This window comes from Azospirillum sp. UENF 112521, from assembly GCF_058780665.1.
Map to the genome: position 1 here is coordinate 2586890 of NZ_JBSNCI010000002.1, position 18584 is coordinate 2605473.

Annotated in this window: 21 protein-coding genes; 13 read left to right on the forward strand and 8 right to left on the reverse strand. The window is 66.7% G+C overall.

The features are described from left to right. Window positions 1-113 precede the first annotated feature (113 nt). From ACWPN8_RS14610 to ACWPN8_RS14635, 6 genes are all read left to right on the forward strand, one after another. The gene (locus ACWPN8_RS14610; RefSeq protein ID WP_492241228.1) at window positions 114-308 is read left to right on the forward strand and encodes a periplasmic nitrate reductase, NapE protein; all 195 of its coding nucleotides are present in this window, start codon (window positions 114-116) and stop codon (window positions 306-308) included. A gap of 24 nt (window positions 309-332) precedes the next feature. Then, window positions 333-599, forward strand: coding sequence for a chaperone NapD (locus tag ACWPN8_RS14615; protein WP_492241229.1), 267 nt, complete (start codon window positions 333-335; stop codon window positions 597-599). Window positions 600-693: 94 nt separating this feature from the next. Continuing rightward, window positions 694-3195 carry a nitrate reductase catalytic subunit NapA gene (gene napA, locus ACWPN8_RS14620; RefSeq protein WP_492241230.1) on the forward strand — a complete coding sequence of 834 codons (2502 nt, stop codon included), beginning with the start codon at window positions 694-696 and terminating at the stop codon, window positions 3193-3195. A gap of 14 nt (window positions 3196-3209) precedes the next feature. Continuing rightward, window positions 3210-3461 (forward strand): hypothetical protein, encoded by a 252-nt coding sequence (locus ACWPN8_RS14625; RefSeq protein ID WP_492241231.1) that lies wholly within the window; start codon window positions 3210-3212, stop codon window positions 3459-3461. Then, window positions 3410-3733 carry a nitrate reductase cytochrome c-type subunit gene (locus ACWPN8_RS14630; RefSeq protein WP_492241393.1) on the forward strand — a complete coding sequence of 108 codons (324 nt, stop codon included), beginning with the start codon at window positions 3410-3412 and terminating at the stop codon, window positions 3731-3733. The genes ACWPN8_RS14625 and ACWPN8_RS14630 overlap by 52 nt, the downstream gene beginning before the upstream one ends. Next, window positions 3730-4347 (forward strand): cytochrome c3 family protein, encoded by a 618-nt coding sequence (locus ACWPN8_RS14635; RefSeq protein WP_376957624.1) that lies wholly within the window; start codon window positions 3730-3732, stop codon window positions 4345-4347. Before ACWPN8_RS14630 ends, ACWPN8_RS14635 begins: the two co-directional genes overlap by 4 nt. A gap of 68 nt (window positions 4348-4415) precedes the next feature. Here the strand turns inward: ACWPN8_RS14635 and ACWPN8_RS14640 are convergent, their stop codons facing one another. From ACWPN8_RS14640 to ACWPN8_RS14655, 4 genes are all read right to left on the reverse strand, one after another. Continuing rightward, complete coding sequence (locus ACWPN8_RS14640) at window positions 4416-4832, reverse strand: type II toxin-antitoxin system VapC family toxin (RefSeq protein WP_492241232.1); 417 nt, start codon at window positions 4830-4832, stop codon at window positions 4416-4418. Next, window positions 4832-5086 carry a type II toxin-antitoxin system Phd/YefM family antitoxin gene (locus tag ACWPN8_RS14645; protein WP_492241233.1) on the reverse strand — a complete coding sequence of 85 codons (255 nt, stop codon included), beginning with the start codon at window positions 5084-5086 and terminating at the stop codon, window positions 4832-4834. Before ACWPN8_RS14645 ends, ACWPN8_RS14640 begins: the two co-directional genes overlap by 1 nt. 122 nt (window positions 5087-5208) lie before the next feature. Beyond that, window positions 5209-5583, reverse strand: coding sequence for a hypothetical protein (locus ACWPN8_RS14650; RefSeq protein WP_492241234.1), 375 nt, complete (start codon window positions 5581-5583; stop codon window positions 5209-5211). 12 nt (window positions 5584-5595) lie between these two features. Then, window positions 5596-6426: a PAS domain-containing protein gene (locus ACWPN8_RS14655; RefSeq protein WP_492241235.1), complete on the reverse strand. Its 831-nt coding sequence runs from the start codon at window positions 6424-6426 to the stop codon at window positions 5596-5598. 261 nt (window positions 6427-6687) lie between these two features. Between ACWPN8_RS14655 and carB the strand changes: the two genes are divergently transcribed. Together carB and greA are read left to right on the forward strand one after the other, a co-directional pair. Next, complete coding sequence (gene carB, locus ACWPN8_RS14660) at window positions 6688-9936, forward strand: carbamoyl-phosphate synthase large subunit (protein ID WP_492241236.1); 3249 nt, start codon at window positions 6688-6690, stop codon at window positions 9934-9936. Between the two features lie 96 nt (window positions 9937-10032). Continuing rightward, on the forward strand, window positions 10033-10506 hold the full coding sequence (gene greA, locus ACWPN8_RS14665) for a transcription elongation factor GreA (protein WP_012972887.1): 474 nt from the start codon (window positions 10033-10035) through the stop codon (window positions 10504-10506). A gap of 45 nt (window positions 10507-10551) precedes the next feature. On the opposite strand, the gene ACWPN8_RS14670 is transcribed toward greA, so the two are convergent. Beyond that, window positions 10552-11499, reverse strand: coding sequence for a dienelactone hydrolase family protein (locus tag ACWPN8_RS14670; RefSeq protein WP_199237644.1), 948 nt, complete (start codon window positions 11497-11499; stop codon window positions 10552-10554). A 181-nt stretch (window positions 11500-11680) separates the two neighbouring features. On the opposite strand from ACWPN8_RS14670, the gene chrA reads away from it, so the two are divergent. After that, window positions 11681-13000: a chromate efflux transporter gene (gene chrA, locus ACWPN8_RS14675; RefSeq protein ID WP_492241237.1), complete on the forward strand. Its 1320-nt coding sequence runs from the start codon at window positions 11681-11683 to the stop codon at window positions 12998-13000. Window positions 13001-13031: 31 nt separating this feature from the next. Here the strand turns inward: chrA and ACWPN8_RS14680 are convergent, their stop codons facing one another. Beyond that, on the reverse strand, window positions 13032-13592 hold the full coding sequence (locus tag ACWPN8_RS14680) for an Lrp/AsnC family transcriptional regulator (protein WP_109448471.1): 561 nt from the start codon (window positions 13590-13592) through the stop codon (window positions 13032-13034). Window positions 13593-13765: 173 nt separating this feature from the next. On the opposite strand from ACWPN8_RS14680, the gene ACWPN8_RS14685 reads away from it, so the two are divergent. The 3 genes from ACWPN8_RS14685 to ACWPN8_RS14695 all read left to right on the forward strand — a co-directional run bounded on the left by ACWPN8_RS14685 (window position 13766) and on the right by ACWPN8_RS14695 (window position 16286). Continuing rightward, the gene (locus ACWPN8_RS14685) at window positions 13766-14758 is read left to right on the forward strand and encodes a mitochondrial fission ELM1 family protein (RefSeq protein ID WP_492241238.1); all 993 of its coding nucleotides are present in this window, start codon (window positions 13766-13768) and stop codon (window positions 14756-14758) included. 157 nt (window positions 14759-14915) lie between these two features. After that, a complete protein-coding gene (locus ACWPN8_RS14690) occupies window positions 14916-15572 on the forward strand; it encodes a 2OG-Fe(II) oxygenase (RefSeq protein WP_109448474.1) in 657 nt (218 codons plus the stop codon). A 78-nt stretch (window positions 15573-15650) separates the two neighbouring features. Beyond that, window positions 15651-16286 carry a 2OG-Fe(II) oxygenase gene (locus ACWPN8_RS14695; RefSeq protein ID WP_109448475.1) on the forward strand — a complete coding sequence of 212 codons (636 nt, stop codon included), beginning with the start codon at window positions 15651-15653 and terminating at the stop codon, window positions 16284-16286. Between the two features lie 156 nt (window positions 16287-16442). Here the strand turns inward: ACWPN8_RS14695 and ACWPN8_RS14700 are convergent, their stop codons facing one another. Then, a complete protein-coding gene (locus ACWPN8_RS14700; RefSeq protein WP_247873098.1) occupies window positions 16443-17024 on the reverse strand; it encodes a tyrosine phosphatase family protein in 582 nt (193 codons plus the stop codon). Between the two features lie 306 nt (window positions 17025-17330). Next, a complete protein-coding gene (locus tag ACWPN8_RS14705) occupies window positions 17331-18038 on the reverse strand; it encodes a tRNA-uridine aminocarboxypropyltransferase (RefSeq protein ID WP_492241239.1) in 708 nt (235 codons plus the stop codon). A 360-nt stretch (window positions 18039-18398) separates the two neighbouring features. Here ACWPN8_RS14705 and ACWPN8_RS14710 point away from each other — a divergent pair, with 360 nt between their 5' ends. Further along, complete coding sequence (locus tag ACWPN8_RS14710; RefSeq protein WP_109448476.1) at window positions 18399-18581, forward strand: hypothetical protein; 183 nt, start codon at window positions 18399-18401, stop codon at window positions 18579-18581. The last annotated feature ends 3 nt before the right edge of the window (window positions 18582-18584 follow it).

Sequence of the window (18584 nt, forward strand, 5' to 3'; positions counted from 1 at the left end):
GCTCGCCGGAAAGTACCGATACTAAGGGCCGAAAACCAGTACCTAAGGACCAGCCATCAGGGCTGGCACCGGGACCGGTTCGACCTGTTTCCGCTCCGACCGAGAGTGCCGCCATGAGGCCCACCCCCTCCCCCGTCCTGTCCCATCCGTCCGACCGGAAGGCGACCGACTCCGCACCGGCCCCGACCCGCCGGGCCGAGGGGCTGATGTTCCTGTGGCTGGCGGTGCTGGTCTGGCCGGTGATCGCCGTCGGCACCGTCGCCGCCTACGGCTTCTCGATCTGGATGTACCAGATCCTCACCCACTGAGCCCAGCGCTCCCCCAGGACCGACATGCCCCGCGCACCCGAAGTCCACATCTCCAGCCTCGTCATCCAGCACAGCCCCGACCACACCGACGCGGTGCGCCAGGCGGCGGCTTCCGTCGCCGGGCTCGACTGGTGTGCCGCGGAGAACGGCAAGGCTGTGGTGACCCTGGTCACCGCCAGCGCGGCAGAGGTCGTCGACCGCATCGCCCTGCTCAACGCCATTCCCGGCGTCCACACCACCACCATGGTCTACCACCACTACGAACCCGCGGACGCGATCGACGCAGCCTGACCCCTCTCCCCTGGACTGTCACCCGGATCCCCAGCCAGGCGCGCCGTTTCCGCCTTTTCCCGACCGAATTTCCTCCGACCCTGGAGTCCTCCCCATGTTTCTGTCCCGCCGCGATTACCTGAAGGCGCAAGCCGCCGCTGCCGCCGCCGCGGCGGCCGGAATCTCGCTGCCCGCGTCCGCCGCCAACATCCTGACCGGGGAAGGCGCCAAGCTGACCTGGTCGAAGGCCCCCTGCCGGTTCTGCGGCACCGGCTGCGGCGTAATGGTCGGCGTCAAGGACGGCCGCGTCGTCGCCACCCACGGCGACGTGAAGGCCGAGGTGAACCGCGGCCTGAACTGCGTGAAGGGCTATTTCCTGTCCAAGATCATGTATGGCGAGGACCGGCTGAACCAGCCGCTGCTGCGCATGAAGGACGGAAAGTTCGACAAGGACGGCGAGTTCGAGCCGATCAGCTGGGACGCAGCCTTCGACATCATGGCCGCCAAGTGGAAGGAGACCCTGAAGAAGAAGGGTCCGACCGCCGTCGGCATGTTCGGCTCCGGCCAATGGACCATCTATGAGGGCTATGCCGCCTCCAAGCTGATGAAGGCTGGCCTGCGCTCCAACAATCTCGACCCGAACGCCCGCCACTGCATGGCGTCGGCGGTGGCCGGCTTCATGCGCACCTTCGGCATGGACGAGCCGATGGGCTGCTACGACGACATGGAGCAGGCCGACGCCTTCGTGCTGTGGGGCTCCAACATGGCGGAGATGCACCCCATCCTGTGGACGCGCGTCACCGACCGCCGCCTCAGCCATCCCGGCTGCAAGGTCGCCGTGCTGTCGACCTACGAGCACCGCAGCTTCGACCTCGCCGACATCGGTCTGGTCTTCACCCCCGGTTCCGACCTGGCGATCCTCAACTACATCGCCAACCACATCATCAAGACCGGCCGGGTCAACAAGGAGTTCATCGAGAAGCACTGCAACTTCAAGCGCGGCCGCGACGACATCGGCTATGGCCTGCGTCCCGACAACCCCTTGGAGAAGAAGGCGAAGAACGCCGCCAACGCCAACGACTCCGACCCGATCAGCTTCGACGAGTTCGCCAGGTTCGTCGAGCCCTACACGCTGGATAAGGCCCACGAGCTGTCGGGCGTGCCGAAGAACCGGCTGGAGGCGCTGGCCGAGCTGTACGCCGACCCGAAGGTGAAGGTCGTGTCCTTCTGGACCATGGGCTTCAACCAGCATGTCCGCGGCGTCTGGGCCAACAACCTCGTCTACAACATCCACCTGCTGACCGGCAAAATCTCCCAGCCCGGCTGCGGCCCCTTCTCGCTGACCGGCCAACCTTCGGCCTGCGGCACCGCGCGCGAGGTCGGCACCTTCTCCCACCGGCTGCCCGCCGACATGGTGGTGACCAACCCCGAGCACCGCAAACACGCCGAGGAGATCTGGAAGCTGCCGGAGGGGACCATCCCCGACAAGGTCGGCTACCACGCCGTCCAGCAGGACCGCATGCTGAAGGACGGCAAGCTCAACGCCTACTGGGTCATGTGCAACAACAACATGCAGACGGCCCCGAACACGGCGAAGGAGACCTTCCCCGGCTACCGCAACCCGGAAAACTTCATCGTCGTCTCCGATCCCTACCCCACCGTGACGGCGCTGGCCGCCGACCTGATCCTGCCCACCGCCATGTGGGTGGAGAAGGAGGGCGGCTACGGCAACGCCGAGCGCCGCACCCAGCTGTGGCGCCAGCTGGTCGATGCGCCGGACGGCGCTCGGTCCGACCTGTGGCAGATCATGGAGTTCTCCAAACGCTTCCGCATCGAGGAGGTGTGGCCGGAGGAATTGCTGAACAAGAAGCCGGAGCTGCGCGGCAAGACCCTGTACGAGGTGCTGTTCCGCAACGGTCAGGTCGACCGCTTCCCGCTGTCCGACCTCGACCCGACCTACAACAACCAGGAGGCCAAGGACGCCGGCTTCTACGTCCAGAAGGGCCTGTTCGAGGAATACGCCGCCTTCGGCCGCGGCCACGGCCACGATCTGGCGCCCTTCGAGCAGTACCACCAGGAACGCGGCCTGCGCTGGCCGGTGGTGGACGGCAAGGAGACCAAGTGGCGCTACCGCGAGGGCTCCGACCCGTATGTGAAGGCCGGCGAGGGCATGCGCTTCTACGGCAACAAGGACGGCAAGGCCAACGTCTTCGCCCTGCCCTACGAGCCGCCGGCCGAAGCGCCCGACACCGACTATCCCTTCTGGCTCAGCACCGGCCGCGTGATCGAGCACTGGCACAGCGGATCGATGACGCTCCGCGTTCCGGAGCTGCGCAAGGCCTTCCCGAACGCCGTGGTGTTCATGCACCCCGACGACGCCAAGGATCTCAACGTCCGGCGCGGGCAGGAGGTGCGCGTCACCTCCCGCCGCGGCGAGGTCCGGGTGCGGGTCGAGACTCGCGGGCGCAACAAGCCACCGCGCGGCCTGGTCTTCGTCCCCTTCTTCGACCACACGGTCCTCATCAACAAGGTGACGCTCGACGCCACCGATCCCATCAGCAAGCAGACCGACTACAAGAAATGCGCGGTCAAGATCACGCCAGTCCTGAACGCCTGAGGAGTGCCGGCATCATGAAGACCCGTTTCCTGATCGCCGCGCTGGCCCTGCTGGCCGGCATCCCGGCCATGACCATCGGCGTCACCTCCGGTGTCGTCGCCGCCGACAAGCCCGTCGTGATTGCGGACGCCACCGGCACCGTGGGGGGATCAAAGTCCCCTCCGCCAACCATCCGATCACCACGGATGTCCCGGCCGAGGCGACCCACCGCGAGATCACCGACGACCAGAAGCGCGTGCGCAACTACGCCGACCAGCCGCCGCTGATCCCGCATGCTATCCGCGACTATCAGATCGACCTGAACATCAACAAGTGCCTGACCTGCCACGACCGCCGAAACACGGCCGGCTCGCAGGCCCCCATGCTGTCGGTCACCCATTTCCAGGACCGTGACGGCCAGACGCTGGGCACGGTGGCGGCCCGCCGCTACTTCTGCACCCAGTGCCATGTGCCGCAGACCGACGCCCAGCCGATCGTTCCCAACAGCTTCCAAGACTTTGACTCGGTCCTGGGCCATGCCCAAGGCGGCCAGAAATGACAATCCGCTCCGCATTGCTGGGCCTGTGGCGGCTGTTCGCCCGCCCCAGCGTCCATTTCAGCCTGGGTTTCCTGACGCTGGGCGGCTTCATTGCCGGCGTCGTCTTCTGGGGCGGCTTCAACACCGCCCTGGAGGCCACCAACAAGGAAGCCTTCTGCATCAGCTGCCACGAGATGCGCGACAATCCCTATGAGGAGCTGAAGCAGACCATCCACTTCACCAACCGGTCGGGCGTGCGCGCCAGCTGCCCGGACTGCCACGTCCCGCACCAGTGGACCGACAAAATCGCCCGCAAGATGCAGGCATCGAAGGAGGTCTGGGGCAAGATCTTCGGCACCATCGACACCCGCGAGAAGTTCCTCGACAAGCGCCGCGAGCTGGCCGAGCACGAATGGGCGCGGCTGAAGTCCAACAACTCGCTGGAATGCCGCAACTGCCACAGCGCCGACTCGATGGACATTACCAAGCAGAACCCGCGCGCCGCCAAGATGCACGAGACCTATCTGTTCACCGGCCAGAACACCTGCATCGACTGCCACAAGGGCATCGCCCACCACCTGCCCGACATGCAGGGGATCGAGCCGGGCTGGAGCATGAAGACCAGCCAGAAGTAAGGATCGAGTTGATGCAACGGCCCCGCTTCCGAAAGGAGCGGGGCCGTCGGTGTTTCAGGGGAAACGCTTCACTCTGAAATCCAGGGATTGAGCAACGGAACACTCATCGGCTCGAAATCCTTCGTGTTCCGTGTCACCACCGTCAAACGATGGACCAGGGCCGTTGCTGCGATCATGCTGTCACGCTCGGGGCGCGGAGTCGGGACATGCAATGTGGCGCACCGCTTGGCCACATCGGCATCGACAGGAAGGATCCGCCCCTGAAACACCACCAGGACGTGGCCGTCAATCCAACTGCGCAGTGCCGTTCCGTGGGCAGGATCCTTCCGCGCCACCAAACCGGCGCCACGTTCGATCTCGAACAGGGTGATTGCCGAGATGAACAAGTCGGCCGGCATCGCTTTGGAAGCCCAAGTCACCAATCCGGCATTGGCTCGTGCTGGCCGCCGCAACTCCGACACGGCGTTGGTATCCAACAGATACATCAGTCCAGATCCACCGGGCGGGCCATAGCCTGTAGCTTCGGCGGGTCGAAATCGAAATCCGCCTCCTCCCCTTCCTGCCGCAACAGGTCCAAAAGCGAGCCTCCCTCACCGGACAGGCGGCGGTACGTGTCATAACGCAACAGAACAAAGGCCGGTTCGCCACGGTCGGTAACGATCACGGGTCCATCCTCGGCTGCTCGTTTGGCCTCGCTCGGGTTCTGATTGAACTCACGGCTGGAAATCATGCGCCCCATGGTGTCCCTCTTCTGAGAACCGCTGCTCACGCGTCGCCATGGACGACCGCTATGAAGACGATACAGATCGCCCCCATCAGAGACAAGATGCGTGTAGTTACATAGCTACATCAAACCTTCACCTATCCCAGCATCGCCACCACCGACAGAGCCAGCAGCGTCACCAGCACCGCTTCGCCAAGTCCGACCAGCCCGCGCAAGCCCAGCGCCACCCACCAGCTCGCCCAATCGCGGCGGTGACGAACCTCCTTCAGCAGACGTTCCTGGATACCGGCGACGGTACGGCGTGCCGACAGGCTGGCGATGCCGCCGACCAGCGCCACCAGACCGGTGCCCAGCACGAAATACAGCGCCCCCTTCCAGCCGGCGAAATGGTCGGGATCGTTCAGGTAATGGCCGGCGCCGACGACGATCCAGACAGCGGCCGGCCAGACGCCGACAATCTCCGGGCCGGGTCCTTCTCCCTTCGGCCCTTCTCCGCTTGGCGCATCGCCCATCGCCGCCTCCCCTCAGCCACCCGGCACATGGCGGTAGGCCAGCACCCGCGTCGCCGGCCCGCCTTCGACGTCGGCCAGCGGCAGCAGAAGCTCGACGAACTTCGCCCCCGGCAGCATCGGATCGTCGCGCACCAGCAGGCAGCGCGGCTCGCCGCTTTCCAGGCAGGCGCGCAGGTCGGACAGCCAGCGCTGCGCCGCCTGCTCCGGGTGGCAGTCGGTCACCCGCCGTGTCGTCGGCCGCTCGGCCAGCCGGCGTTGCAGGGCGCGGCCGCAGGACTTGTAGACGAAGTCGCTGCCATCGGCGGTCGGCTCCATCAGAGCGGTGCGCGGCACGCTTTCCCGGACCTGGGCCGTGTCGATCTCGCTTGCCAGCGGCATGCGGCGCTTGCGCTTCAGCCTCACCCAGTGGGTGTAGAGGATGCGGACCTGCGGCGTCTGTTCCGCATCGATCACGTCGGCCCGGCAGGGCGGCGGCGGAAGGTCCAGCACCGGAGTCGCCACCGGCGCCGAGGCGAAGGCCGCTGCCGCCGGCACCGGCTGGGAGACCGGCTGCGGAATGGGGCGCGAGGCCGCGGCGGTGACCAGCGTGTGGGCCTGCCCGGCGGGCGTATGGCCGATCCGTCCGCCATGCTTCTTCAGCATCGGCAGCGGCGCCCAGGCGGTGCAGGTGTGATAGCCCTTGGTGATGCGGCGGTAGTCCTGGCTGCTGGCGGTCCGGCATTCCCCCTCCACCCCGTGGCGGGCGACATGCACCAGCGTGTTGTCCTCCGACAGCGCGCGCTCGCCGCCCCACGAGACGCAGGCGGCGCAGGCGCGGCTGTCCTTGGCGAATGCGTGGCTCATCGGGGCGTATCTCCAATGGGTATGCGAAATGGGAGAAGGGGAATTGATGCGTCCCTTTCCCCCGCCATTCAAGGCCCGCATGGGGCGGCAGTGCCGCGCCCGAGATTTAGTCATGCGAGGGTGACATCCATGCCACCCCTTCCCCCCCGGCCCGGAACCCCCTATAAGGGGGCCTTGCACGACATGCCCATCCCGCTCTCCGTCTCCGGTCCCCCGGTGCCGGGGGGTTTTCGGCTGACCACATTTCAGAGAAGCGGACCCATGCCCAAACGCACCGACATCAAATCCATCTGCATCATCGGCGCGGGTCCGATCGTCATCGGACAGGCTTGCGAGTTCGACTATTCCGGCGTTCAGGCGTGCAAGGCGCTGCGCGAGGAAGGCTACCGGGTCATCCTCGTCAACTCCAACCCGGCCACCATCATGACCGACCCCGGTCTGGCCGACGCCACCTACATCGAGCCGATCACCCCGGCGGTCGTCGCCAAGATCCTGGAGAAGGAGCGTCCCGACGCCCTGCTGCCGACGATGGGCGGCCAGACCGCGCTGAACACGGCGATGGCGTTGTCCGACGACGGCACGCTGGAGCGGCTCGGCGTGGAGATGATCGGCGCCAAGCGCGACGTCATCGCCAAGGCCGAGGACCGCATCCTGTTCCGCGACGCCATGGACAAGCTGGGCCTGGAGTCGCCTAAGTCGCGCATGGTCCGCACGCTGGACGAGGCGATGGACGCGCTGGAGTTGGTCGGCCTGCCCGCCATCATCCGTCCCAGCTTCACGCTGGCCGGCACCGGCGGCGGCATCGCCTACAACCGGGCGGAGTTCGAGGACATCGTGCGCGGCGGCCTGCGTGCCAGCCCGGTCGGCGAGGTGCTGATCGAGGAATCGGTGCTGGGCTGGAAGGAATACGAGATGGAGGTCGTGCGCGACGGCGCCGACAACTGCATCATCGTCTGCGCCATCGAGAACATCGACCCGATGGGCGTCCACACCGGCGACTCGATCACCGTAGCGCCGTCGCTGACGCTGACCGACAAAGAATACCAGATCATGCGCGACGCCTCGATCGCCGTGCTGCGCGAGATCGGCGTCGACACCGGCGGCTCGAACGTGCAGTTCGCGGTCAACCCGGCCAACGGCCGCCTGATCGTCATCGAGATGAACCCGCGCGTGTCGCGCTCCTCGGCGCTGGCGTCGAAGGCCACCGGCTTCCCCATCGCCAAGATCGCCGCCAAGCTGGCGGTCGGCTACCGGCTGGACGAGCTGACCAACGATATCACCGGCACCACGCCCGCGAGCTTCGAGCCGACGATCGACTATGTCGTCACCAAGATGCCGCGCTTCACCTTCGAGAAGTTCAAGGGCTCGGAGCCGCTGCTGACCACCTCGATGAAGTCGGTGGGCGAGGCGATGTCCATCGGCCGCACCTTCCAGGAGTCGGTGCAGAAGGCCCTGCGCTCGATGGAGACCGGCCTGACCGGCTTCAACGAGGTGAAGATCGGCGGGGACGAGAACCCGGACCGCACCGCCATCCGCGGCGCGCTCGCCACCCCCACCCCCGACCGCCTGCTGGTGATCGCCCAGGCCTTCCGCCACGGCTTCACCGTGGACGAGGTGCAGGCCGTCTCCAAGTACGACGCGTGGTTCCTGGAGCAGATCAAGGCGATCACCGACCGTGAGGCGGCGATCCGCGCCGGCGGGCTGCCGACCGACAAGGCCGGCTGGTTGAAGCTGAAGCAGATGGGCTTCTCCGACGCCCGTCTGGCCGAGCTGGCCAAGACCACCGAAGCCGCGGTCGCAGCGTCCCGCCGCATGGCCGGCGTTACCCCGGTCTACAAGCGCATCGACACCTGCGCCGCCGAATTCGCGTCCGCCACCCCCTATATGTACTCGACCTACGAGACCGACGGGACCGGCGAGGCCGAGTGCGAATCGGACCCGACCGACAAGCGCAAGGTCGTCATCCTCGGCGGCGGTCCGAACCGCATCGGCCAGGGCATCGAGTTCGACTATTGCTGCGTCCATGCCGTCTACGCCCTGCAGGAGGCCGGCATCGAGACCATCATGGTCAACTGCAACCCGGAGACCGTATCCACCGACTACGACACCGCCGACCGCCTGTATTTCGAGCCGCTGACGGCCGAGGACGTGGTGGAGCTGGTGCGGGTCGAGCAGCGCAACGGCACCGTGCTGGGCTGCATCGTGCAGTTCGGCGGCCAGACCCCGCTGAAGCTCGCCGCAGCATTGGAGGCCGCCGGCATCCCGATCCTCGGCACCTCGCCCGACGCCATCGACCTGGCCGAGGACCGCGAGCGCTTCCAGAAGCTGTTGGTCGATCTGAACCTGAAGCAGCCTGCCAACGGCCTCGCCCGTTCGCTGGAAGAGGCCGAAGCGGTCGCCGCCCGCATCGGCTTCCCGGTCGTCATCCGTCCGTCCTACGTGCTGGGCGGCCGGGCGATGGAGATCGTCCACGACATGACCGGGCTCCAGCGCTACATGGGCACCGCCGTGCAGGTGTCGGGCAAGAACCCGGTGCTGATCGACAGCTACCTGCAGGACGCCATCGAGGTCGACGTGGACGTCGTCTGCGACGGCGAGCAGGTCTATGTCGCCGGCGTGATGGAGCACATCGAGGAGGCCGGCATCCATTCCGGCGACAGCGCCTGCGCCCTGCCGCCCTACACGCTGCCGGCCGACACCATCGCCGAGATCAACCGCCAGTCGGACGCGCTCGCCCATGCGCTGAAGGTGGTCGGGCTGATGAACGTGCAGTTCGCCGTCAAGGCCGGCACCGTCTACATCCTGGAGGTCAACCCGCGCGCCAGCCGCACGGTGCCCTTCGTCGCCAAGGCCACCGGCACCGCCATCGCCAAGATCGCGGCCCGCGTCATGGCCGGCGAGAAGCTGTCCGCCTTCACGCTGAACGGCCCGACCCCGCCGCACACCGCGGTCAAGGAAGCGGTCTTCCCCTTCGCCCGCTTCCCCGGCGTCGACATCGTGCTGGGTCCGGAGATGAAGTCGACGGGCGAGGTCATGGGCCTCGACCACAACTTCGCGCTGGCCTTCGCCAAGGCGCAGCTCGGCGCCGGCGTCACCCTGCCGGTCAAGGGCAGCGTCTTCGTCTCGGTCAAGGACCACGACAAGCCGGCGCTGGCGGTGATCTCCAAGAAGCTGCACGAGATGGGCTTCAGCATCCTCGCCACATCCGGCACCGCCAAGGTGCTGAGCGATGCCGGCGTGCCGGCGGAAACCATCAACAAGGTGGTCGAAGGCCAGCCCCACATCGTCGACGCCATGATCAACGGCAACGTGCATCTGGTGATCAACACCACGGAAGGCGCCCAGGCGCTGTCCGACAGCTTCAGCCTGCGTCGCACCGCGCTGACCTACAACATTCCGTACTATACGACGGTGGCAGGAGCACGCGCAGCAGTGGAAGCGATTGCCGCACTCCGGAACGGCAGCCTTGAAGTCGCCCCGTTGCAGTCGTACCTTAGCGGATCGTATTAAGGACGGACGACGGCGCGGCGGACCTCCTCCGCGCCGTCTTCGTCCTTGATGTCGCTTTGGACAGGTCGAACGACTGCAAGCGGTGATGGACCGAACATGGAAAAAGTTCCGATGACAGCGGCGGGCTTCAACCGCCTCCAGGAGGAATTGAAGCACCTTAAGATCACCGAACGCCCGGCGGTCATCAAAGCCATCGCGGAAGCCCGCGAACATGGCGACCTTTCGGAAAACGCCGAGTATCACGCGGCGCGCGAACGTCAGAGCTTCATCGAAGGCCGCGTGCTGGAGTTGGAGGACAAGATCAGCCGTGCCGAGGTCATCGACCCGGCCAAGCTGACCGGCAGCACCGTGAAGTTCGGCGCGACCGTGACCCTGGCCGACCAGGACACGGACGAGGAGACGACCTATCAGATCGTCGGCCAGGACGAGAGCGACATCAAGAACCGCCTTCTGTCGATCCAGGCGCCGCTGGCCCGCGCCCTGATCAACAAGTCCGTCGGCGACAGCGTCGAGGTGTCCACCCCCGGCGGTTCCAAGCTGTACGAGATCGTTTCGGTCGAGTTCCGTTGACGTTTCAACCGCCCTCTCCCACCCCGGGAGAGGGCGGTTGTCCCCTTATCCCCCAAGCTTTTCCCTGAAGAAGTCGTTCACCCGCCGGATCGCGTCCGAGCGGGCGTCTTCGTCCGTGCCGACATGGGCAGTGCCGCCGGGGGCGGTGGCGAGGTCCTTGCGCTTGCGCACCGGCGCGTCCGGCGCGTCGAAGCCGTGATAGGCGTCGGGATAGACCACCAGATCCACCTTGCCCTTGACCCCGTCGCGCCCGGACAGCTCGACGCAGCTCTCCGGCGGCGTCCAGTCGTCCTTGCCGCCGACCAACAGCAGCAGCGGGCCGTCCGGCTGCCAATCCTCCTTGCTCAACGCCGCCTTGCAGCCCGGGTAGAAAGCGACGGCGGCGCGGAAGCCGCCCTCCTCGGTCCCGGCCGGTCCATCCTCGCCGGCGCCATAGGCGACCATCACGGTGCTCGCCCCCTGTGACCAGCCGATCAGACCGATGCGGTCATGGTCCACCTCCGGCCGCTTGCGCAGGAAGGCCAGTGCCGCCCAAGCGTCGCGCTTGCGCTCCACCGTGGCGCGGACGGTCCGGTCCTTCAGCGCGGTGGTGCAGACCTCCTCCACATCGCGCGGACCGAAGCTGTCGACCATCAGCACCTCGTAACCCTGCCGCTGCAGGTGGGTGGCCCACCAGACATGGCGCGGCGACACCCGGCCGTTGCGGGCATAGAGGCCGCCGCAGCCATGCAGCATCACCACCGCCGGGTGCGGGCCGTTGCCCGCCGGGCGCAGCAGCCGGCCGCTCAGCATCGTCGGCGTGCCGCCGGTCAAATCCCCGTCGACAGACGGAAAGCGCACGATCTCTTCGGCATGGACACCGACCGCGGCCTGCACAGGCGCCGCCGACAGGGTCAGCCCCCCAACCGCGATCACGCCCGCCGCGATCCCACCGGCACCGGCATACAGCACCGCCCCCAACACAGCCGCAAGACCGCGGGTGGAAGCCTTCATTCTGCAGCGTCCCCGACCTCCGGCGCCTGCCCCGACGGCGGCGCTCGCGGTTGCAATATTAAACCTCCGCGATGCGGAAGGCCATGGGCGCCCGGCATTTGTCCCTGCGGACGCGTCGTCCACTTATCCGCCAGACGGCGAAAGCTGCCTTGCCGCCGCGTTTGAGCTAGGCTGCGGGACGATGAATGATCTCCGCACTCCCCTTCCGTCCTTCGGCGCCTTCTGCCTCTACTGGCTGCGGCTGGGGCTGACCAGCTTCGGCGGTCCGGCCGGGCAGATCGCGATGATGCAGAGCGAGCTGGTCGACCGCCGCCGCTGGATCGACCAGACCCGGTTCCTGCATGCGCTGAACTTCTGCATGCTGCTGCCGGGACCGGAGGCACAGCAGCTCGCCACCTATATCGGCTGGCGGATGTATGGCATGCGCGGCGGGCTGGTGGCGGGCGGGCTGTTCGTGCTGCCGGGTGCGCTGGTGCTGCTGGCCCTGTCCTGGATCGCCGCGGCCCATGGCGACACCGGGCTGGTCGGCGCGCTGTTCGACGGCATCAAGCCGGCGGTGGTGGCGATCATCGCCGCCGCGGTCTGGCGCCTGGGCCGCCGGACGCTGAAGGGCCCGGCCGCCGTCGCCCTGGCCGGTGCGGCCTTTCTGGCGCTGGCGCTGCTGCACCTGCCCTTCCCACTGGTTATCGGCGGCGCGGCGGTGATCGGCGGTGTGGCGGCGCGCACCGGTCGCCATTGGTTCGCCCATCCGCATCCGGCGGGCGACGATGGCTCCGACGGCGGTTCCACCACCGACCCGACGGCGGAGCCCGCTCCGAAGGCCGGACGGCTGCTTACCCTGCTTGGGCTGGGCTTGGTTCTGTGGGCGGTGCCGGTGGGCGCGGTCCTGCTGGCCTTCGGTGCCGATCCCTGGCGCGGCATTGCGGCGCTGTTCACCAAGGCTGCCTTCATCACCTTCGGCGGCGCCTATGCCGTGCTGCCATACATCGCCGGACAGGCGGTGGACAGCTATGGCTGGCTCAGCCCGCGGGAGATGATCGACGGGCTGGCGCTGGCCGAGACGACGCCGGGGCCGCTGATCCTGGTCACGCAATATGTCGGTTTCTTCGCCGGCTGGAACCGGCCGGGCGCCCTGTCGCCGGCGCTGGCGGGAACGCTGGGGGCGGCGCTGACGACTTACGTCACCTTCCTGCCCTGCTTCCTGTTCATCTTCGCCGGCGCCCCCTATCTGGAGCGGCTGATCCACAACCGTCTGGCCGCAGGGGCGCTGGCCGCCATCGCCGCGGCGGTGGTGGGGGTGATCCTGAATTTGGGCGTCTATCTGGGAATGGCGGTGCTGCTGCCGGACGGGCAGCATACGGCAGGCAGCCTGATCTGGGCCTGGGCGATCATGCTGGCAGCACTTTACGCGCTGACCCACCGGGGGGTGGCGATCCACTGGGTGGTGGCGGGGGGAGCGGCGGCGGGCCTGATCCAGGCGCTCGCCGCCTCTTCCTTGTAGACTGAGCAGGGTCGAACGAGCTGGGGCCCGCTCAGCGCCGGGTGGCGCGGGCGGGCGTCTCGTCCTCCGCGTAATCCTCGTCCTCGTCGTCCTCATTCCCTTCCGGGATGTCGGGCGAATCGACGTCGATGGGAACGCCGGGGGTGTGCTTGCTGGTGCGGATCGACAGGGCCGACTTCACATGGGCGACGTTGGGCGCCGCCGTCAGCTTGGTCGTCAGGAAGCGCTGGTAGTCGTCCCAGTCCTCCGCCACGATCTTCAGGACGAAGTCATATTCGCCGGCCAGCATGTTGCACTCACGCACGAGCGGCCAGCTGTTGACGAGCTCCTCGAATTTCTTTAGGTCCGCTTCGGCCTGGCTGCTGAGGCCGACCTGGGCGAACACCGTGACGCCGAACCCCAGTGCATCGGGGTTGACGTCGGCGTGGTAGCCACGGATGAATCCCGCCTCCTCCAGCGCGCGGACGCGGCGCAGGCAGGGCGGAGCGGAGATGCCGGCACGTCGGGCAAGCTCCACATTGGTCATCCGGCCGTCGTTCTGCAGATCGCGCAGAATCCGACGGTCAATTCGGTCGAGTTTGACCCGCCGCATGGTTTACTCGGTCGCTCCGGGGATGATTTGGAGAAAGGATATTACACGGGCATGGTGTCTACGCCAAGACGGAAACCCCCGCAAGGGCGAGCAACCCCGATAACGGTCTTTTCGCCGCAGCCCTCCCGCCTGAGGGCTCCCCTCCCTTCGAAGCTTCAACGATCCGGGTTCTCATGCAACCTCTGACCAGCGCGCCTCTGACCTGCTGGGTCGTGTCGGACGGCAAGGCCGGCATGGAAAACCAGTGCATCGGTCTGGCGGAGTCGCTCGGCCTGACGCCGGTCGTCAAGCGCGTGCATCTGCGCACGCCCTGGCGCCAGCTGACCCCCTACTGGCGCATCGGCAACCGATTCGCCGCCGGCCCCAACGGCGATCCGGTGGGGCCGCCCTGGCCCGACCTGCTGATCGGCACCGGGCGGCAGTCCATCGCCGTCTCGCTGGCGGTGCGCCAGCAGTCGGGCGGCCGGACCTTCACCGTCCAGATCCAGGATCCAGTGATGAACCCGCGCCATTTCGACCTGATCGTCGTGCCGCGCCATGACAGGCTGCGCGGCGACAACGTGATGGTGACCCGCGGCGCCCTGCACCGGGTGACGCCCGCCATCCTGGCCGACGCGGCCGAACGCTTTGCCCCGCGTCTGGCGCACCTGCCGCACCCGCGCATCGCCGTGCTGATCGGCGGCGACAACGGCGTCTACCGCCTGACGCCCACCATCATGGGCGATGTGGCCGAACGGCTGGCCAACCTGACGCGCAGCCATGGCGCCGGGCTGATGGTCACCCCATCGCGCCGCACCGGCGCCGACAACGAGGCGATCCTGCGCGCCCGCCTGTCCGGCCTGCCGGCGGAGGTGTGGGACGGCAGCGGCGAGAATCCTTACTTCGCCTATCTCGGCCTCGCCGACGCCGTGGCGGTGACCTGCGACAGCGTGTCGATGACCTCGGAAGCCTGCTCGACCGGCAAGCCGGTCTATGTGATCGAGCTGGAGGGCGGGTCGCCCAAGTTCCGCGCCTTCCATGACGGGCTGTACCAGGACGGCATCACGCGGCCCTTCGACGGCTCCCTGGACCATTGGGACTATGCGCCGCTGAACGAGACGGAGGTGGTGGCCGAAGAGGTGCGGCGCCGCCTGTCCGCCCACCGCAGCCAATTCGGCCTGTCGTAGCGGGAGAGCGGGGTGCGGCGCGACCAATGCGCGCACCCCGCTGGTACGACCGGTTTGCTGCGGAGTTCGGGCGCCGGCCATGCCATAAGCGCTGGCAAACCGGCCGTTCCGACAAACACGGTCCGGGGCCGTCCTTCCATCCGGAACTTCCGCCGCCATGACCACTCCCGACGCCGTTTCCGCCTCTTTCCTGCGTTGCCTGGATAACAGCCGGCTGTTCGACCAGCCCTACAATCACTGGCTGCTGTCCGAGGCGCTGCCGGAGGAGTCCGCCGACGCCATCGCCGAGCTTCCCTGGGGTCCGCCCCCGGTGTCCGACACCTATGGCAAGCGCGAGACCAACAACGCGTCGCGCACCTATTTCGGCGAGGAGAACCGCGCCAAATATGCGGTGTGCGAGACGGTGGCCCAGGCCTTCCAGAGCCGCGCGGTGGTGGACGCGATCCAGAAGACCTGCAACGTCGACCTGACCGGCACCAGCCTGCGCATCGAATATTGCCAGGACACCGACGGCTTCTGGCTGGAGCCGCACACCGACATCGGCGTCAAGAAATACACGATGCTGGTCTATCTCTCGAAGGGGCCGAACTGCTCGCACTGGGGCACCGACGTGCTGGACGAGAGCCGGACCGTCGTCGCCCGCGCGCCCTACGCCTTCAACGAGGGGCTGATCTTCATCCCCGGAAGCAACACTTGGCATGGCTTCGAGAAACGTTCGATCGACGGGGTGCGCAAATCGATCATCGTGAACTATGTCGGCCCGGAATGGCGGGCGCGGCAAGAATTGTGCTTCCCTGACAAACCTGTTGCATAAAACTTCCGCCGTGTTTAAGTGACGCCGGTTTTGGGGGGCAAAGCCACCGTCGGCACGCTCTTTGGGAGTCTCGTACCCATGTCCATGCTTGATCTGGACAAGTTCCGCGCTACCCCCCTGCAGCACGATCCCTATGATTTCCTGTGCGTTCCGGGTTTCGTGAAGCGGGAGTATCTGGAAGAGCTGCACCGCGACTATCCCAAGGTGGACAAGCCCGGCTCGATCCCGCTGGGCGTCTTCCCCCAGGGGCCGAGCTTCGACCGAATGATCGCCGAACTGAAGGGGCCGGAGGTTTGCAAGGCCTTCTCCGACAAGTTCGATGTGGATCTGTCGAAGTACCCGACCATGTTCACGGCGCGCGGCATGTGCCGGCCGACCGACGGCAAGATCCATCCGGATTCGGCCAGCAAGGTCATCACCGTTCTGATCTACATGAACCCGCCCTGGGAAGCAACCGGCGGCCGCCTGCGCATCCTGCGCTCCCAGAACCTGGAGGATTACGCTGCCGAGGTCCCGCCGGAGGAAGGCACCCTGATGTGTTTCCGCCGCAGCGACACCTCCTGGCACGGCCATTATCCTTTTGAAGGCCAACGCCGCGCGATCCAGATGAACTGGGTCAAGGGCGGCGTCTATATCTGGCACGAACAGTGGCGCCACCGCATCGGCGCCTGGGCGAAGGGCGTCTTCGGTGGTCAGCAGTCGGCAGGCTATTGAGGACAGTGGGTTTTTAGGGCCGATTATCAGCCGTCATCCCCGCGAAGGCGGGGATCCAAGAAACTCCGCATTCAAGCGGCTGAAGCGACTGGATTTCCGCCTTCGCGGGGATGACGGCCGAAAAACGTGAAACCCAGAAGGGCCGCATCCGTCCCCTCAGTCGATCAGATCCTCGACCTCGCGGATGCGGCCATTGTCGATCATGAACTGAACCAGCTCCGGGCGCTGCTTGCCGAGCGTGCGGTGGCGCTGGCGCACGGCGGCGATCAGGTCGCCGTTGCGGCCGAGGATGTCGTCGGCGAATTCGATCATGCGCAGGTTGGGCCAGGTCTGGGCCCGGATCGCGACCACCGTCCCCACCGCGTCGGCCGCCGGCAGTTCCGGGCGCGCCTGGGCCAGAATCATGGTCAGCGCTGCGGTGGACCGCGATACGCCCGCATGGCAGTGGACCAGCAGGTGGCGGCAATCCACCGGTTCGGCCAGCAGGTCGCGGCCGAAGGCCAGGATGCGTTCCACATCCGACCGTTCCGGCGCGATCTGGCCCTGGGTCGGCTCGATGACGTCGTGGAAACGCAGCTCCAGCCGTTCATGCTCGCCATAATCGCCGAACGCGCTCGGCTCCGTCATGTCGGGGTCGAGGATCGACAGCACATGGCTGACCTTGCCGCCGCCGAAATTGCAAAGCTCGCTGAGACCGCAGACCGTCAGGCCGAAGGGCACGAAATCGCTGGCCATCATTCTCTCGTTCGATTGCAGGGGAAGAAAATCGAAGGGATTTGCGGCCAGCATTTGGCACCGCGCGCCGCGGCCCCGTCAACCCGGCGGAAGCCGGGCCGGTCAAAGAATCCAGGCCGATCAAAGAATGTTGAACAGGTAGAGCAGGAGGATGACGGGGATCGGAATGCCGACCAGCCACAGCAGGATGCCTCGCACGTAGCTTCTCCTTCTTCCGTTGATGACGGGCGATGCGGCCGGACGCCGCCGGCCCTCTCACCCCTCATCAACGGTGCAGCCGCCGGTTGGTTGCAGCCGCGCGAACGAGCGTCAGGCCTCCTCAGCCCCCTCCTCGCCGGAATCAGCAGCCGGAGCATCGGCGGCCGGCGCCGCAGCCGGACGCGGGCGGGGTGCGCGCAGCTTCTTCAGCAGCAGGGAGAAGGGCTTCAGCGCGGTGTCCATGATGGTCTGGTCACCCTCCAGCCGCGACAGCAGGAAAGCGCCGGCTTCGAGGGTGGAGACGCTGTCGCGCCGCGGCTCCTTGCGCGCCTGCCCATAGAGCGAGCGGAACTGCGGGTTCAGCACGATGCGGCGGCATTTCAGCAGCCAGGCATTGCGCCACCACAAGGTCTTGGCCTGGCTCCAGGTGCCGTCCAGGACGATGACGCCTTCCAGATCCTCCAGGATCTCCGCACTGTCGCGCAGCGGCTCGCCGTTCCTGTCGACCACCCCCACCTCCGCACGCGGAGCGCCGCCATCCTTCACCGGGCCGAGATACAGCACGCCCCAGCGCTTGGGATCGACCTCCCGCCCCAGGATGCGCTTCAGGCCCGGCCAGCTCAGCCCGACCTTCACCAACGAATTGGCGAATTGCAGATGGGCGATCTGGGCGGTGCCCAGATTTTCCCGCTTCTCCTGCGGATGCTGCAGGATCAGCAGGAAGACGCCGTTGTCGATCGGCTGGACTGCCTCACAAATGCACAGGTGATTAGGCTTTAGGCAGGTCGGGCAGGAATTGGGGACGGTGGCGCTGTGCATGGGAGGTACGCATTCCTTGAAGGGGATTGGCCGCGAATATGGGTTGGAACGACGCGGAAGGGAACACATCTCACATCAAGGACGGCGATGCTCACCGAAGAGCGGTGGCCGTCACGGCGTGTACGACAGATCCCCTCCCAAGACTCCCTCGTGTCATACCTGTTCATGTGGGTTCAAGTGGCTTCGTATAAACCGTTTGTAGAGATTTAGTCGTGTGTCATGGAACTCGTGTGACGCGCTTAACAGCTGGCCTGGAACTTGCGTAGTTATTATCCAGGCAAACAGGACGACGGGTGGGCCAGGACCGGCCTTAGTCAGGCTGATCCGCGGTGCCATCCGGCGCTCAGAAGGAGACCTGCCATGCTGCCCGCCCACCTTGCCGACCGCCTGCTGAAGCAGCGCCGCGATGCCGACAGCGCGGAGTTCGCCCGCCAGCTGCCGCTCCACGCCCCGATGGACGCGGATGATCCGCGCTGGATGACCGAGCCGGACGGGTCGGAGCAACCCGGCCGCCGCGAGCCCGACTGGGCGACCGACTACTGACCG